This is a genomic window from Kribbella amoyensis, from assembly GCF_007828865.1.
Lineage (GTDB): Bacteria > Actinomycetota > Actinomycetes > Propionibacteriales > Kribbellaceae > Kribbella > Kribbella amoyensis.
Genome location: NZ_VIVK01000001.1, coordinates 3,268,299 through 3,284,478, shown reverse-complemented (window position 1 = coordinate 3,284,478; position 16,180 = coordinate 3,268,299). Strand labels below are relative to the sequence as shown.

At 71.6% G+C, this 16,180-nt stretch carries 12 protein-coding genes; 3 read left to right on the top strand and 9 right to left on the bottom strand.

What is annotated here, in order from left to right:
* Nucleotides 1–968: 968 nt before the first annotated feature.
* Together FB561_RS15640 and FB561_RS15635 are read right to left on the bottom strand one after the other, a co-directional pair.
* The gene (locus tag FB561_RS15640; RefSeq protein WP_145807352.1) at nucleotides 969–2,498 is read right to left on the bottom strand and encodes an acyl-CoA carboxylase subunit beta; all 1,530 of its coding nucleotides are present in this window, start codon (nucleotides 2,496–2,498) and stop codon (nucleotides 969–971) included.
* A gap of 76 nt (nucleotides 2,499–2,574) precedes the next feature.
* The gene (locus FB561_RS15635) at nucleotides 2,575–3,741 is read right to left on the bottom strand and encodes an acyl-CoA dehydrogenase family protein (protein ID WP_145807351.1); all 1,167 of its coding nucleotides are present in this window, start codon (nucleotides 3,739–3,741) and stop codon (nucleotides 2,575–2,577) included.
* A gap of 73 nt (nucleotides 3,742–3,814) precedes the next feature.
* Here FB561_RS15635 and FB561_RS15630 point away from each other — a divergent pair, with 73 nt between their 5' ends.
* Nucleotides 3,815–4,219, top strand: coding sequence for a MerR family transcriptional regulator (locus FB561_RS15630; RefSeq protein ID WP_238334831.1), 405 nt, complete (start codon nucleotides 3,815–3,817; stop codon nucleotides 4,217–4,219).
* Nucleotides 4,220–4,234: 15 nt separating this feature from the next.
* On the opposite strand, the gene FB561_RS15625 is transcribed toward FB561_RS15630, so the two are convergent.
* On the bottom strand, nucleotides 4,235–4,984 hold the full coding sequence (locus FB561_RS15625; RefSeq protein WP_145807347.1) for a hypothetical protein: 750 nt from the start codon (nucleotides 4,982–4,984) through the stop codon (nucleotides 4,235–4,237).
* Between the two features lie 176 nt (nucleotides 4,985–5,160).
* On the opposite strand from FB561_RS15625, the gene FB561_RS15620 reads away from it, so the two are divergent.
* Complete coding sequence (locus tag FB561_RS15620; protein ID WP_145807345.1) at nucleotides 5,161–5,706, top strand: dihydrofolate reductase family protein; 546 nt, start codon at nucleotides 5,161–5,163, stop codon at nucleotides 5,704–5,706.
* Nucleotides 5,707–5,779: 73 nt separating this feature from the next.
* Nucleotides 5,780–6,487 carry a VOC family protein gene (locus tag FB561_RS15615; protein WP_145807343.1) on the top strand — a complete coding sequence of 236 codons (708 nt, stop codon included), beginning with the start codon at nucleotides 5,780–5,782 and terminating at the stop codon, nucleotides 6,485–6,487.
* Here the strand turns inward: FB561_RS15615 and FB561_RS15610 are convergent.
* The 6 genes from FB561_RS15610 to FB561_RS15585 are packed head-to-tail and all read right to left on the bottom strand — an operon-like array spanning nucleotide 6,476 to nucleotide 16,108.
* On the bottom strand, nucleotides 6,476–7,219 hold the full coding sequence (locus FB561_RS15610; RefSeq protein ID WP_238334830.1) for a sirohydrochlorin chelatase: 744 nt from the start codon (nucleotides 7,217–7,219) through the stop codon (nucleotides 6,476–6,478). The genes FB561_RS15615 and FB561_RS15610 overlap by 12 nt on opposite strands.
* Complete coding sequence (locus FB561_RS15605; RefSeq protein WP_145807341.1) at nucleotides 7,216–8,343, bottom strand: uroporphyrinogen-III synthase; 1,128 nt, start codon at nucleotides 8,341–8,343, stop codon at nucleotides 7,216–7,218. The genes FB561_RS15610 and FB561_RS15605 overlap by 4 nt, the downstream gene beginning before the upstream one ends.
* Nucleotides 8,333–8,680 (bottom strand): nitrite reductase small subunit NirD, encoded by a 348-nt coding sequence (gene nirD / locus FB561_RS15600; protein WP_145807339.1) that lies wholly within the window; start codon nucleotides 8,678–8,680, stop codon nucleotides 8,333–8,335. The genes FB561_RS15605 and nirD overlap by 11 nt, the downstream gene beginning before the upstream one ends.
* On the bottom strand, nucleotides 8,677–12,612 hold the full coding sequence (nirB, locus tag FB561_RS15595) for a nitrite reductase large subunit NirB (protein WP_145807337.1): 3,936 nt from the start codon (nucleotides 12,610–12,612) through the stop codon (nucleotides 8,677–8,679). The genes nirD and nirB overlap by 4 nt, the downstream gene beginning before the upstream one ends.
* Nucleotides 12,609–14,729 (bottom strand): molybdopterin oxidoreductase family protein, encoded by a 2,121-nt coding sequence (locus tag FB561_RS15590; protein ID WP_145807335.1) that lies wholly within the window; start codon nucleotides 14,727–14,729, stop codon nucleotides 12,609–12,611. The genes nirB and FB561_RS15590 overlap by 4 nt, the downstream gene beginning before the upstream one ends.
* Complete coding sequence (locus tag FB561_RS15585) at nucleotides 14,726–16,108, bottom strand: MFS transporter (RefSeq protein ID WP_145807333.1); 1,383 nt, start codon at nucleotides 16,106–16,108, stop codon at nucleotides 14,726–14,728. The genes FB561_RS15590 and FB561_RS15585 overlap by 4 nt, the downstream gene beginning before the upstream one ends.
* Nucleotides 16,109–16,180: the final 72 nt, after the last annotated feature.

Genomic DNA, 16,180 nt, shown 5'->3' with positions numbered 1-16,180 from the left:
GCCCTGGCTCCCGCGCGCCCGCTCCCCCGCGCGCCCTGGGCCCCCGCGCGCCCTGGGCCCCCGCGCGCCCTGGGCCCCCGCGCGCCCGCTCCCCCGCGCGCCCTGGGCCCCCGCGCGCCCGCTCCCCCGCACGCCGCACTTTGTGCGCACACCAGCCATCTCGGCCCCGCCCAGACGACTGACCCGCGCACAAAGTCGGCGCGCCATCACCAATACGCGCACAAAGTGCGACACCACCCCAGCCCGCCACGGCGCACGACGCAACGCCCCACCCCACCAGCACAACGCCCCACTTTGTGCGCGCCCCAGCCATCCCAGCCGCAGCCAGACGACCGACCCGCGCACAAAGTCGGCGCGCCATCACCAGTACGTGCACAAAGTGCGACACCACCCCGGCGGCCCGCCACGGCGCACGACGCAACGCCCCACCCCACACCAGCACAGCGCCCCACTTTGTGCGCGCCCCAGCCATGCCAGCCGCAGCCAGACGACTGACCCGCGCACAAAGACGGCGTCGGGCGTGCTGACGTGTGCACAAGGTGGGATCGAGGTGGCTGGGGCGTGCACAAAGTGCGGCGGGAGGTGAAGTGGCGGGCGGACTGCGGGATGCGGTGGAGACGCCGGGTGGGCAGGGCGTACGGCGCGGGTAGGCAGGGGCGTACCGGCGGAGCGGGCAGGGCGTACCGGCAGAGCGGGCAGGGCGTACCGCGGGGTGGGCAGGGCGTACAGCGCGGGTAGGCAGGGGCGTACCGGCGGAGCGGGCAGGGCGTACCGGCAGAGCGGGCAGGGCGTACCGCGGGGTGGGCAGGGCGTACGGCGCGCGTAGCCAGGGGCGTGCCGCGGGTAGGCAGGGGCGTACCGCGGGTAGGCAGGGCGTGCCGCGGGTGGGCAGGGCGTACCGCGGGGTGGGTGGGGGTGCTGGGGCGACAGGCCCGGTACTGCCGTGCGCCCGTGCTCTGGCTTGGGGGTTAGACCGGGGGGACGCCGTGGCGTTTGGTGCTGAAGTGGCGGTCTTTGGTTTGGGCTGCGGCGAGGCGGGCGATGAGGTCTTCGCGGAGGTTCTCGGGTTCGACGATGGCGTCGATGACGAGGTCGGCGGCGAGGCGGAGGATGTCGATGTCGGTTTCGTACTCCTCGCGCAGCTTCGCGACGTACTCGATCCGCTCGGTCTCGTCCGGGATCTCCTGGATCTTGTTGTAGTACACCGCGTTGATCGCCGCCTCCGGGCCCATCACCGCGATCTTCGCCGTCGGCAACGCGATACAGGCGTCGGGTGAGAACCCTGGTCCGCACATCGCGTACAGCCCGGCGCCGTAGGCCTTGCGGACGATCACCGAGACGGTCGGGACGGTGGCCTCGGAGACCGCGGTGATCATCTTCGCGCCGTGCCGGATGATGCCCGCGCGTTCGACCTCGGAGCCGATCATGAATCCGGGGACGTCGCACAGGTAGACCAGCGGCACGTTGAACGCGTCGCACAACCAGATGAACCGGGCCGCCTTGTCCGCCGAGTCGACGAACAGCACGCCGCCCTTGACGGCCGGCTGGTTCGCCACGATGCCGACGACCTGGCCCGCCAGCAGACCGAAGCCGACCACCAGCTCGGGCGCGTACGCGGGCTTGAGCTCGAAGAAGGTGTCCGCGTCCAGGATCGCGTCGATCACGTCGTGGATGTCGAAGCCGACCGACTCCTCGGCCGGGACCAGGTCGCGGGTGAAGTCGCGGCCGGCCGGCGACGCGTCGTACGACGGCGGCCGGGTCTGCCAGGAGCCGGGCAGGTAGGAGAAGTACTGCTTGGCCAGGTCGATCGCCTCGGCGTCGTCGGCGGCGAGCAGGTCCCCGCAGCCGGAGACGCTGGTGTGCATCCGGGCACCGCCCATCTCCTCCAGCGTCACCTTCTCGCCGACCACCATCTCGGCCATCCGCGGCGACCCGAGGTACATCGAGGCGTTGCCGTCGACCATGATCACCAGGTCGCAGAAGGCCGGGATGTACGCCCCGCCGGCCGCCGACGGGCCGAACAGGCAGCAGATCTGCGGCACCTTGCCGGACAGCGCGACCTGGTTGTGGAAGATCCGGCCGGCCCCGCGGCGGCCCGGGAAGAGCTCCACCTGGTCGGTGATCCGGGCGCCGGCGGAGTCGATCAGCCAGAAGATCGGCAGTTCGTCGCGCAACGCGACCTCGGTGATCCGGACGATCTTCTCCACCGTCCGCGCGCCCCAGGAGCCGGCCTTGACGGTCGGGTCGTTGGCGACGAGCAACGCCGGCCGCCCGTCCACCAACGCGCGGCCGGTGACCACGCCGTCGGCCGGCAGGCCGGCGCTCAGCGCGTTGGCGAGCTGGGCGTCCTCGACGAAGCTGCCCTCGTCGACGAGCAGGGCGATCCGGTCGCGGACGTAGAGCTTGTTCTGCGTGGCGAGCTTGGCGGCCGCCTTCTCGGGCGGTGCCAGCGTCGCCTCGCGGGCGACCTTGACCTCGGTCCAGTGATCGCGCGTCATGCGGTCAATCCTGTCACTCTCGTCGCCCGGCCCCGCGAACGACGGCGGCCGGGCCGGCTGGGCCGGCTGGGGCTGGTCACTCGACCGGCAGGCCGAGGCCGCGGGCGATCAGCATCCGCTGGACCTCCGACGTGCCCTCGCCGATCTCGAGGATCTTGGCGTCCCGGTAGAACCGGGTCACCGGGTACTCCTCCATGAACCCGTAGCCGCCGAACACCTGGGTGGCGATCCGGGTCGCGGTCACCGCGGCCTCGGTCGCGTACAGCTTGGCGACTGCGGCGGCCTGCTTGAACTCCTGCACCGACGCGCCCGCGTCCTTCAGCGCGGCAGCCCGGTACACGAGCAGCTCGGCCGCGTCGGCCATCACCTTGAGGTCGGAGATCTGGAACGCGACGCCCTGCTTCTGCCCGATCGGGACGCCGAACGTCTTGCGCTCCCCCGCGTACTGCACGGACATCTCCAGGCACGCCTTGATGCAGCCGAGCGCCACCGCACCGATCGCGACCCGCCCGTCGTCCAGGGTCGCGAGGAACTGCGCGAACCCCTTGCCGCGGTTGCCGAGCAGGTTCTCGGCCGGGACGCGGCAGCCGCTGAACGACAGCGGGTGCGTGTCGCTCGCGTGCCAGCCGAGCTTGTCGTACTGCGCCTCCGCGACGAACCCCGGTGTCCCGGTCGGGACGATGATCGTGGAGATCTCGGGCCGGCCGTCCGGGCGCTCGCCGGTCCGCGCGGTCACCGTGACGACCGAGGTGATGGTGGAGCCGGAGTTGGTGATGAACTGCTTCGACCCGTCGATCACCCACTCGTCGCCGTCGAGCACGGCCCGGGTCTTGGTCGCGCCCGCGTCGGAGCCGGACTCGGGCTCGGTCAGGCCGAAGCCGGCCAGCTTGGTGCCGGCCACCAGGTCGGGGAGCCAACGCTGCTTCTGCTCGTCGGTGCCGTAGGTGAGGATCGGGTTGATCCCGAGCCCGACGGCGGCCTCCAGGGTGATTCCCATCGACTGGTCGACCCGGGAGATCTCCTCGATCGCGACGCACAGGCTGGTGAAGTCGCCGCCGGCGCCGCCGTACTCCTCCGGCGCGGTCAGCCCGAACAGGCCGAGCCGGCCCATCTTCTGCACCGTCTCGACCGGGAAGTAGTGCTTGCGGTCCCACTCCGCGGCGTACGGCGCGATCTCCGCCTCGGCGAAGTCCCGCACGCTGCTGCGGAACTCACGGTGCTCGTCGGACAACTCGTAAGACATGACCAGGCTCCAGTCGCTCTGATTGACGCTTACGTAAACGTAAAGCACGATGATGTGTGTGCACAATGACCCGGTGACCCTCGCCGAGAGAACGTGGTCGATCGCCGAACTGGCCACCGAGTACGACGTCACGCTGCGGACGATCCGGTTCTACGAGGACCGCGGCCTGCTCACCCCGGAGCGGCGCGGCACGGTCCGCGTGTACCACCCGCGCGACCGGGTCCGGCTCGGCCTGATCCTGCGCGGCAAGCGGCTCGGGTTCAGCCTGGACGAGATCGCCACCATCGTCGACATGTACGACGCGGAACCGGGCGAGGAAGGCCAGCTGGTCTACCTCCTGGACCAGATCACCCGCCGCCGCGCCGACCTCGAGCAGCGCCGCCGCGACATCGACGAGACCCTCGCCGACCTGACCGAGGTGGAACTCCGCTGCCAGGCCGACCTCGAGTCCCTCAGAGCGAAGAAGTCAAAGCGGTAGCGGCCTGGCCGTGGCTCAGCGCGAGCTCTCCAGCGTGGCGACCAGGCGAGGCACCTGGCGGGCGGCGTCGGCCGGGTGCCCACTGATCGGGACCAGCGGCAGCACCTGCTGCGAGAGTCCGGCGACCGGGTGCCCCAGGTCCACGAGGGCCGACTCCAGCGCGTTCACCAGGCGGTCGGGCTGCCGCCAGGTGCCGAACCACCAGACGAGGCGCTCGCGCCGCGCCGGGTCCTCCGGGCCGAAGATCCCGGCCGCGTCGACGGTGCTCCGCCGAGCCAGCGGCCCCGGCGCCGCGACGAAGGCCACGCCGTTCCAGGCCCAGACCGCGGTCCGTCCGGTGGTGAGCTTGGTCCGCCCGCTGAGCATCCGGGGCAGCTTCCAGCCCGGTCGTACCGCCGTGATCGAGCCCACCTCGAAACGGTCGAACGGCACTACGTAGGGGCGCAGGAACGGTGCGAACGACCCGATCAGCAGCCCGCGGTCGAGGACGACGACCTTCTCCGCGCCCAGGTAGCCGAGGATGATCCACGCGATCACTGCCCACGCGGGGATCAGGACGAGCGCATCGGCGAGGCTGCCGTTGCCGAGGGCGATGATCGCCGTGAAGACGACGGCGCACCCGATCGTGACCCACCACGCCAGGGGCGACGGCGGGTTGCCCTCGACGTGCCGGATCCTGCCGAGCTCGGGGAGTTCCGCGGCGAGCCGGCGGGCCTTGCGAGGCAGCCGGTCACCGGTGATCGGGGGAATGCTTGCCGCGCTCAACGAACAGCCTCCTGGGCAGGATGTCAGCGGCCTCCGGGCCGTCCTCGTCGACCCTATCGGCTGCCCGGTCCGGGTCCCGCCCAAAAGAATCACTATTTGCTGAAGGTTTCCTGTCGATCTGCGTCGATCCCGTTCGTGTAGGGGGCAGTGACACACCAACGAGGGAGGAGAACGACATGATCACCGTGATTTGCAACCTGAGTCTCGACGGCGTGATGCAGGCGCCGGGCCGGGCCGACGAGGACCTGCGCGGCGATTTCGCGTACGGCGGGTGGGCGGCGCCGTACAGCGCGGACGCGATGGGCCGGGTCCTCGGCGAGCGGGCCGGCCACGAAGCCGGGCTGCTGGTCGGCCGGGAAACGTACCAGGCGCTCGCCGACTTCTGGCCGAAGCAGCCCCCGAACCCGTACACCGAGGCGCTCGACCAGCAGCACAAGTACGTCGTGTCGTCGACGCTGCGTGATCCCGAGTGGGTCAACACCCACGTCATCGGTATCGACGACATCAAGAGCCTCAAGGCCGAGCAGGACCTGGTGATCCTCGGCAGCGGCGCGCTGATCCGGTCGATCCCGGAACTGATCGACGAATACATCCTGCTGATCCACCCGCTCGTCCTCGGCACCGGGCTGCGGCTGTTCGGCGACACCCACCAGAAGCTCGAGCTGACCGAGGCGATCCCGACCACGACCGGCGTCGTCATCACCAAGTACCGCCGGCCGTAGCCGTTCTCCGGACGCAGGTCGTCCGGATCCGGGACTACCGTCGCCGTATCACCTCGAAACAGGAGAACGGACGATGGACATGCTCAGCGGCGAGGAGATCACCGCGGCGGGCCTGGCCGAGTGGCGCAAGCTCGGCCAGGGCCTGCACGCGCGCTTCGTCGTCCCCGACTTCCCGGCGGGAGCGCGGTTCGTCTGCGCGATCGCCGAGGCGGGCCAGGCCGCCGGGCACCAGCCCCAGGTACGGATGGCCGGGACCGAGGTCGATCTCAAGCTGATCAGCGACGACGCGATTTACCGTGACGGGACCGGCACGGAACACCGGGTCGAATGGGTGACCCAGCAGGACGTCGCCCTCGCTCGGCGGATCAGCGAGATCGCCGCCGAGCAAGGCGTGACCGCGGATCCGCAAGCGATCGTGGCGATCGAGTTGGCGCTCGACACCGCGAACTCGGCCCAGCTGGCGCCCGTCTGGTCGGCGCTGCTGACCGGTGGAGCCGAGGCGCAGGGCCGCGGCACCCTCGGCGACGACGTGCGCGACGCCACGAACCGGGTGCCGATCCTGTGGTTCCAGGAGACCGAGCCGCACGAGACACCACGGCAGCGCTTCCACGTCGACATCCAGGTCCCGTACGACGTGGCCGAGGAACGCATCGCCGCCGCAGTCGCCGCCGGGGCCGTGATCGTCGATGCCGGCCGGGCGCCGTGGACCACGATCATCGCGGACCCGGACGGCAACAAGGCCTGCGTGGGTACTTTCCAGCCCGCGAGCTCAGACCGTTGACGCCGGCACCGATCGGCTGACCGCCTGTTCGTACCGCCGGACGGCGAGCGCCGCGATCCGCGGATCGGCACCGAGTGGGGCACTCACCGGGACGTCACCCGCCCGCCGCCGGACCAGGTCCGCGAAGAACCCGGGCGCCAGCAGGTACGTCGCGACCGCGACGCGTCCTGGTGTCCGGGCAAGGACCGACGGGAGACGCTCGCCCGCACCGGAGACGCACCCGATCTCCACCGGGCGGTCGACCAGCTCGGCCAAGGACGCGGCGACGGCCGAGCAGTCCAGGAGGGCCCGCCGGTCCGAGGATCCGGCCGCGGCCAGGACGACCCGGTCGATCCGCCGGAACGAGCCGACCGCCTCGATCAGCCGATCGGCCAGCACCTCGGCGAGGACCGGGTCGGGTCCAAGCGCACCGGCAGCGTGGACCTGGCCGGGTCGTCGCTCGGCCTCCCCCGCGACGTCGACGGCGACGTGGTACCCGCTGCTGAGCAACAGTGGCACGACCACCGCCTCGTTGCTGTCGGCCACAACACGGGAGACGAGGGACGGCAGCGCCGGCTCGACCACGTCGACGAAACCGAGCGAAATCGGTACGTCCGGCCGCAACCGGGCCATCTCGCGGACCAGCGCGTGCACCTCGCGGAGTCCCCGAGGATCCGCGGTCCCGTGCGCGGCCGCGACCAGGTCGACAACCCGCTCCGGCCGATGTGGGTCGACAACGCTGGGCTCGATCACGTCGGTACCCCCGCGGGTTCGACGGCCAGGCGGTAGCCGCGGCGGACGACGGTACGGACCAGCTCGGGTTTGCCGACCGCGGTCCGCAGACGGTTCACAGTCACCTCCACCGCATGGACGTCCTCGGCTCCCGGCAGCACTGCCAGCAGATCCGGACGTGACACCACATCACCACCGGCCGCCACCAGAGCAGCCAGTACCGCTCGGGGCCCAGGTCCCAGCGGCAGCACCACACCGTCCAGGACCGCGGCACCACCACGGATCACCAGTTGACCGAACGTCGTCTCGATCGAGCGCGCGTTGTCGTCCGTGAGCCGGTCGGTCACGCTCCGGATCAACGCACCCAGCCGGAACCGGTCCGGTACCAACGGCTCCAGCCCCAACGCGACGAAGGGCGCGGCGGTCACCGGACCCACACACGCGTTCAGCACCCGCCCTGTCCGCAGTGCCGTCACCAGCGCGTCGTACTGCCCGTTCAGTGCGGCCGCGTCCAGCAACGCCTGAGCACCGGGCGCGGACGTGTGGACGACCGCGTCCACGGCACCCGTGCAGAGCTGACCGATCATCTTGTCCACCGCGGCCGGATCGGGCGCCGGACCCCAGCGGTACACCTCCAGCCCGCGGACCGACGCACCGGCGGAGCGCAGCGCTTCCTGCAGCGCGGGGTCCGACAGGCCGTGCAACTGGACGACGATCTTCCGCCCGCCGACGCCCTGGTCGCGCAACCAGTCCACGACCTCGGCCGTCGTCTCCGAGCGGGCCGACCAGTGCTCCACCAGCCCGGCCGCGCGGATCGCGCCGCGCGCCTTCGGACCCCGCGCCAGCAACCTGGCCTGCTCCAGCGTGCTGAGCAGGTCTGCCGCCAGACCCGCGGTGTCGGCCGCCTCGATCCAGCCGCGGAAGCCGACCGCGGTGGTGACCACGACGTCGTCCGGCGGGTTCGCGATCACCCGCCGGGTCGCCTCGATCAGCGCATGGTCGTCCGGCGCGGGCACGATCTGCAGTGTCGGCGCGTGCACCACCTTCGCCCCGCGCCGCTCGAACGACGCGATCAGGTCGTCCGCGCGCCGGTGGGCGGTGACGGCGATCGTGCAGCCGCTGAGCGGGCCGGGCCTAGTCGTCACCGAGGCTCACCAGGACCTGACCGTCGACGATCTGCACCGGGTACGCCGGGACCCGGACGTCCGGGTCGTCCAGGCACGCCCCGGTGCGCAGATCGAAGACCTGCTTGAACATCGGCGACGCCACCGTCGGGACGTCGCCCCGGCTGCCCACGATGCCACGGGACAGCACGTTCGCCCCACTGAACGGGTCCTGGTTGCCCAGGGCGTATACCGTGCCGTCGTAGGTACGGAACAGCGCGATCTGCCGGTCCCCGAGCAACGCGGCCACACCGCGCTCGGGCAGCAGCACCTCGTACGCGCAGACCGGGGTTGCCGTCGTCACTGTCGGGACACTCATCCACGGACCTCCAATCGGGGGCCGGCCAGCAGCACCGGCTCGAGCTGACCGCGTTCGGCCGGGGTCGCCGGGCGCGGCTGGTTGCGTTCGACCACGTAGCGCAGGTCGGCGTCGGGCTGGTCCGGCGCGTTCACGAACGACACGAACCGGGCCAGTTTCTCCGGGTCCCGCAGGGTCGCCTGCCACTCGTCCTCGTACGAGCCGATGTGCGCCGCCATCGCGGCGTCGAGGTCGGCCGCGATCCCCAGGCTGTCCTCGAGCACGACCGCGCGGACGTGGTCCAGGCCGCCCTCGATCTCGTTCAGCCAGACCGCGGTCCGCTGCAGCCGGTCCCCGGTCCGGACGTAGTACAGGAGGAACCGGTCGATCGCCTGCAGCAACTGCTCGTCGGTCAGGTCCGAGGCCAGCAACTGCGCGTGCCGCGGGGTCATGCCGCCGTTGCCGCCGACGTACAGGTTCCAGCCCTTCTCGGTGGCGATCACGCCCACGTCCTTGCCGCGGGCCTCGGCGCACTCGCGGGCGCAGCCGGAGACGCCGAGCTTGAGCTTGTGCGGCGACCGCAGCCCGCGGTACCGCAGCTCCAGCGCGATCGCCATCCCGACCGAGTCCTGCACCCCGTACCGGCACCAGGTGGACCCGACACACGACTTCACCGTGCGCAGCGACTTGCCGTACGCGTGCCCGCTCTCGAACCCGGCGTCGACCAGCCGGGACCAGATCGCCGGCAGCTGCTCGATCCGGGCGCCGAACAGGTCGATCCGCTGGCCACCGGTGATCTTCGTGTACAGCCCGAAGTCGCGCGCGACCTGGCCGATCACGATCAGCCCCTCGGGGGTCACCTCGCCGCCGGGGATCCGCGGGACGACCGAGTACGTGCCGTCCTTCTGCAGGTTGGCCATCACGTGGTCGTTGGTGTCCTGCAGGGTGGCCCGCTCGCCTTCGAGCACGTGGACGCCCGGGTCGAGGCTGGCCAGGATCGACGCGACCACGGGCTTGCAGATGTCGCAGCCGCGGCCGGTCCCGTGTCGTTCGACGATCTCGCTGAAGGTGCGCAGCTCGGTCACCCGGACCACGTCGAACAGTTGCGCCCGGGACAGCGCGAAGTGCTCGCACAACGCCTTGCTGACCTCGACACCGGCCGCGGCCAGTTCGGAGTTCAGCAGGTTCTTCACGATCGGCAAGCAGGAACCGCAGCTGGTACCGGCCTTCGTCTTGCCACACAAGGACTTGAGGTCACCGCACCCGTCGTCGCGGACCGCGCACCGGATCGCGCCGGCCGACACGTTGTTGCAGGAGCAGACGGGAGCGTCGTCCGGCAGCTCCAACTGAGCCGGCTGCACACCCTCGGGCAGCAGGTACGACGCGGGGTCGCCGCCGAGCTCGCGTCCCACCATCGGCCGCAGCGCGGAGTACGCCGAGGCGTCGCCGACCAGGATGCCGCCGAGCAACGTGCGCGCGTCGTCGGAGAGCACCAGCTTCTTGTAGACCCCGGCCACCGGGTCGGCGTACACGATGTCGAGCGCGCCCTCGGTCGCGCCGAACGCGTCGCCGAAGCTGGCCACGTCGACCCCGAGCAGCTTCAGCTTCGTGGACGAATCGGCGCCCGGGAACGTCGCCTCGCCACCGAGCAGCCGGTCCGCGACGATCTCGGCCATCGCGTACCCGGGCGCGACCAGCCCCCAGACCCGGCCCTCGATGCAGGCGACCTCGCCGATCGCCCAGACTCCGGGGACCGAGGCTCGGCAGGCCGCGTCGACCACGATGCCACCGCGTTCGCCGACCGCCAGGCCGGCGGCGCGCCCCAGCTCGTCCCGCGGCCGGACCCCGGTGGCGAACACGACCACGTCGGCCGGCAGATCGGGTCCGTCGGCAACGGCCATCGCCTTCGCGGACCCCTGGGACGTCGTCTTCACCCGGGTCACCTGGGTCGAGGTGAGCACGTCGACGTCGAGCCCGCGGATCAGCCGGGCAAGCGCACTCCCACCGCCCTCGTCCACCTGCAACGGCATCAGCCGCGGCGCGAACTCGACCACCTGCGTGACCGCACCGAGCGCCCGCAGCGCACCGGCCGCCTCCAGGCCGAGCAGACCACCGCCGACGACGACGCCGCTGATCTCGTCGCGTTCACCGCGCAGCCGTTCGACGTACGTGCGCAGCGCGGCAACGTCGTCGATGGTGCGGTAGACGAAGCAGCCCGTGGCGTCGCTGTTCTTCACCGGCGGCACGAACGCGTTCGAGCCGGTCGCGAGCACCAGCTCGTCGTACCCGATCACCTCGTCGCGCACGGTCCGGACCGTCTTCGCGTCCACGTCGATCGAGGCGACCGTGACGCCCTTGCGCAGGGTCACGGCCGGGTCGTCCCACAGCTCCGGCTCACCGAGGCTGAGGTCGTGCGGGTCGCGGCCGGAGAAGTACGTGGTCAGCGCGACCCGGTCGTACGGGAGCCGCGGCTCCTCGGCGAGGACGGTGATCCGCCACGCGACGTCGGCGTCACGGGAGCGCAGTGCCTCCACCAGCCGGTGCGCCACCATGCCGCCACCGACGATCACCAGGTGCTTGGCCCTGTTCAGCTGTTCCATCGTCGCCCTCCTGGTCGGGGGTTCGGTCTCGCCGCGCCGGAGCCGGTCGAGAAGGGAGCCGACCGCGCCGGTGCAACTGCCGCATCCGGTGGTCGCCCTGGTCGTCGCCGCGATGCCGGCCACACTGTCGGCACCCGCCTGCCAGGCCGCTTCGATCGCGGCCTTCGTCACTCCGTTGCACCGGCACACCGGGGCCGGCTTCCGCGGCGGTTCCGGTGCCTGCAGCAACGAATCCGCCAGGACCGGGGTCCGCCGGTCGGCCAGCAGTACCAACTCGGCTGCCACCTCCGGCGCCCCGATCGCCACCGCCGCGTGGACCACGCCGTCCCGCAGTACCGCTCGCACGTACCGCTCGCCGTCTTCCAGTCGCACCACGGCGCCGTCCGTGTCGGCGGCACCGAGTACGAGGACGTCCAGCCCACCGGCGGTGAGCCGCACGACCTCGGGCGCGCCGACAGCGGGTACCGCGGTCCGCGAGGCGTCCGGGACCGTGGTGAGGTGCGTAGCGAGCGCGACCGCTTGTGCCCAGGCCGATTCGACGGTGCCGGTGACGACGCCGTCCTGCTCCGCGCAGTCGCCGATGGCGTGGACACGATCGTCGGCCGGGCTGGTGAACGTCTCGTCCACCAGTACGCCGCCGCCTGCGCCGAGCGGGAGTGCTGCGGCTGCGGCGAGTTCGGTGCGCGGTCTGACGCCGCAAGTGGCCACGAGCAGTTCGCCGAAGACCACGCGGCCGCCGCTCAGGTGCAATGCGCGGAAGTGCTCGCCCCGCGACTCGGCCGCCTGAACCTCCGCGTTGAGGACGACCTCGATCCCCAGCTTCCGTGCAGCTCGTGTGATCCGCCGACCAGCGGTGGCCCGGACGCTCTTGTCCAGCAGGGTTTCCCCGTCATGGACGAGCGTGACGGCGACGCCGCGTTCCCGGAGTGCGCACGCCGTCTCCAGGCCGAGGACGCCACCACCGAGCACCACGGCCCGGCGTACTCGCCCGGCCGCCTCGACGATTGCGGCCGCGTCGGTTGCCGTACGCAAGGTCAGTACGCCGTGTGCCCCGCGAACCGCGTCGGGCACCACCGGTACCGCCCCGGTCGCGAACACGAGCCGGTCGTACGCGTGCTCCGTGCCCGCGCCGTCGGTCACCACCCGGCGAGCGCGATCGACGTGGACCGCGGTGGCCCGTTCTTCCTTGCCCACAACGGGTTCCGCGGCACGGCCGGCGACGTACTCGGTCAGCCGGTTCCGGTGGTACGAGCCCTCGTCGCCGAGGACGGTCACGGCGTACGCCTGGTCCAGCAGGGAGGCCAGCCGCGTACCGGCCATGCCGCGGCCGATGATCACGATGCGCTCGCTCATGCGGGGACTCCCCTCGCCGCGATCTCGGCACTGACCTCGACGGCGCAGGCCTTGAACTCCGGCATCCGCGAGATCGGGTCGAGCGCGTCGTTGGTGAGCTCGTTCACCGCGCTCGCGCCGCCGTAGTGGAACGGCACGAACACCGTGTCCGGCCGGACGTCCGAGGTCACCCGGGCGGCCGCCACCATCGAGCCGCGCGCGGTCCGCAACCGCACCGGGGCGCCGTCGACGACCCCGAGCGACGCGGCGACCCGCGGGTGAAGCTCCACGAACACCTCTGGCTCCGCCTCCGCCAACTCCACCACGCGTCGGGTCTGCGCCCCGCTCTGGTAGTGCTGGAGCAGCCGTCCCGTAACCAGGTACAGCGGTGAGCCGCCGGTCAGGTCGTCCGCCACGGGCCGATGATCCACGGCGATCACCCGCGCCCGGCCGTCCGGCGTACCGAACGAGTCCGCGAACAACCGGGGCGTGCCCGCGTGGTCCTCGGCCGGCACCGGCCAGTACAGCGCCTCGCCAGCGTCGAGCCGGGCGTACGTGATGCCCGAGTAGTCCGCGATCCCGCCCTCGCTCGCGCGCCGCAGCTCCTCGAACACCTCGGCCGGGTCCGTCGGGAACGAAGCTGCGCACCCCAGTCGCGCGGCCAGGCCGGCGAAGATCGCGAGGTCGCTGCGGACGTCGCCCGGCGGAGTCACCGCTGCCTTGCGCCGCAGGACCCGGCCTTCCAGCGAGGTCATCGTGCCGTCTTCCTCGGCCCACTGCGTCACCGGGAACACCACGTCCGCCAACAGCGCCGTCTCGGACGGGACCACGTCGGCCACCACGAGCAGGTCGAGCGCAGCAAGGTGGTCGCGGACCGAGGCGAGCCGGGGAGCGGATACGACCAGGTTGCTCCCGTGGACGAACAACGCGCGCGGGCCGTCCGGCGTACCGAGTGCGTTGATCAGCTCGACCGCGCTCTGACCCGGGCCGGGCAGGTCCTCGGGGTCGACGCCCCACACGGCTCCCAGGTGCTGCCGCGCGGCCGGGTCGGCGATGCTGCGGTAGCCGGGGAGCTGGTCCGCCTTCTGCCCGTGTTCGCGGCCGCCCTGTCCGTTGCCCTGTCCGGTGATGCAGCCGTACCCGCTCCCGACCCGCCCTGGCAGTCCGAGGGCCAGGGCCAGGTTGATGCAGGCCGTCACGGTGTCCGTGCCCTTGCTGTGTTGCTCGGCGCCGCGTCCCGTGAGGATGAACGCCCCTGCTCCACCGTGGATGGGCGCCGCCGCCGCGAGGACCCGCGCAGCCTGCCGGATCACCGCGGCCGGTACGCCGGTCACCCGCTCGGCCCGCTCCGGCCACCAAGCCGCGGTCGAGCGGTACAGCCCGTCCGGGTCGTCGGTCCGCGCCGCGAGGTACTCCGTATCCGCCAGCCCCTCCTGCAGTACTACGTGCGTCAGGGCCAGCACCAACGCCAGGTCCGTCCCCGGGGTCGCCTGCAGGTGGATCCCCGCACCGTCCTCGGTGAGCTGTGCGGTCGCCGTACGCCGCGGGTCCACCACCAGCAGGCCACCCCCCTCCCGGGCTCCCGCCAGGTGGGCCACGGCCGGCGGCATCGTCTCGGCCAGGTTGCTCCCGACCAGCAGGACGGCCGCCCCGCCGGCCACGTCCGTCAAGGGGAACGGCAGCCCGCGATCGATGCCGAAGGCCCGGTTCGTCGCGGCGGCCGCGGACGACATGCAGAACCGGCCGTTGTAGTCCACGTTCTTCGTCCGCAGCGCGACCCGGGCGAACTTGCCGAGCGCGTACGCCTTCTCGTTCGTCAGGCCACCACCACCGAAGACCGCCACCGCATCGTTGCCGTGCTCGGTCTGCAGCTGCCGGATCCGCCCGGCCACGAAGTCCAGCGCGTCGTCCCAGCTCGCCTCGACCAGCTCACCGGCCGCGTTGCGGACCAGCGGCGCCGTCAACCGGTCCGGCGCGGTGAGCACCTCCGCCGCGGTCCAGCCCTTCCGGCACAGCCCGCCGCGGTTGGTCGGGAACTCGCGCGGCCGCACCACCACCGCACCCGGCTCAGCGGCCGGGTGCAGCGACGTGGCGCACTGCAGCGCGCAGTACGGACAGTGCGTGGCGACTCCCGTCACACGCGTTCCCCACTCAGCGGGCCACCACGGCGCAGGTAGCAGAAGTACGTGACACCCAGGCAGACCACGTAGAAGGCGCAGAAGCAGTACAGCGCGGGGACGAGCGACCCGAAGTGCCCGCTCGACATCGCGAACCCACGCGGTACCAGGAACCCGCCGTACGCACCGATCGCGGACGCGATCCCGATGCACGCTGCCGCTTCCCGCTTGGCCCGGACCAGGTCCGTCCCACCGTCCAGGTCCCGCGTGGTCTGCCGGAACACCGCCGGGATCATCCGGTACGTCGAACCGTTGCCGGCGCCGCTGGCCACGAACAGGAACAGGAAGCTGACCAGGAACCCGGGGAAGCTGCCCGCGTTCAGCGAGACGACCGCGGCCAGGATGCCCAGGCCCATCACCACGAACGCGCAGACCGTCACCTTGGCGCCGCCGACCGCGTCCGACAGCTTGCCGCCGAACGGCCGGGCGACCGAGCCGACCAGCGCGCCGAGGAAGGCCAGCTGGACCCCGGCGATCTCCGGGAAGGTGGTCTTGATCAACAGCGGGAACGCGGCCGAGAAGCCGATGAACGAGCCGAACGTGCCGATGTACAGGAACGAGATCACCCAGGTGTGCGGCCGCTTCGCCGCCGCGATCGAGGCCCGGAACGACGAGGTGGCCGCGGACAGGTTGTCCATCACCCGCCAGGCCAGGATCGCCGCCAGCGCGATCAGCGGCAGCCAGATCAGCCCGGCCCGGTTCAGGGTCAGCCCGGCTCCGGCGACGATCACGATCGGCACCAGCAGCTGGACCACGGCGACGCCCAGGTTGCCGCCGGCCGCGTTCAGCCCGAGCGCGAAGCCCTTGTCCCGTTCGGGGTAGAAGAAGGAGATGTTGGTCATCGAGCTGGCGAAGTTCCCGCCGCCGACGCCGGCCGTCGCGGCCACCAGGGCCATCAGCCAGAACGGTGTGTCCGGCCGGGATACGAAGAAGGCCAGCCCGATCGTCGGGATCAGCAGCAGCAACGCCGAGACGATGGTCCAGTTCCGGCCGCCGAACCGCGGCACCGCGAACGTGTACGGCAGTCGCAGGGTGGCCCCGACCAGGCTCGGCAGCGCCACCAGCCAGAACATCTGGTCGGTGGTGTAGGCGAAGCCCGCAGCCGGCAGCGACACCACGACGATGCTCCACAGCTGCCAGACCGAGAAGCCGAGGAACTCGGCGAAGATGGACGGCCACAGGTTCCGCTGCGCCACCCGGCGGCCCTTCTCCGCCCAGAACGCGGTGTCCTCCGGGTCCCAGACATCGATCCAGCGACCCTTGCGGGGCTGGTCGACGGTACCGACCGCGCCGGCCTGCTCGCGCGGAGTGACGACCTCCGGTCGCGCCTCGAGCGTCATGCTTCGTCTCCGATCCTCGACCCCACTGATTAGGCCAGGACGCTATGACCGGGGTGTTTCCGAGTGGTCATC

Bases quoted from the DNA above. Each gene is read 5' to 3' on its own strand.
- FB561_RS15640 (WP_145807352.1), bottom strand. From the start codon at position 2,498: ATGACGCGCGATCACTGGACCGAGGTCAAGGTCGCCCGCGAGGCGACG.
- FB561_RS15635 (WP_145807351.1), bottom strand. From the start codon at position 3,741: ATGTCTTACGAGTTGTCCGACGAGCACCGTGAGTTCCGCAGCAGCGTG.
- FB561_RS15620 (WP_145807345.1), top strand. From the start codon at position 5,161: ATGATCACCGTGATTTGCAACCTGAGTCTCGACGGCGTGATGCAGGCG.
- FB561_RS15615 (WP_145807343.1), top strand. From the start codon at position 5,780: ATGGACATGCTCAGCGGCGAGGAGATCACCGCGGCGGGCCTGGCCGAG.
- nirD (WP_145807339.1), bottom strand. From the start codon at position 8,680: ATGAGTGTCCCGACAGTGACGACGGCAACCCCGGTCTGCGCGTACGAG.
- nirB (WP_145807337.1), bottom strand. From the start codon at position 12,612: ATGAGCGAGCGCATCGTGATCATCGGCCGCGGCATGGCCGGTACGCGG.
- FB561_RS15585 (WP_145807333.1), bottom strand. From the start codon at position 16,108: ATGACGCTCGAGGCGCGACCGGAGGTCGTCACTCCGCGCGAGCAGGCC.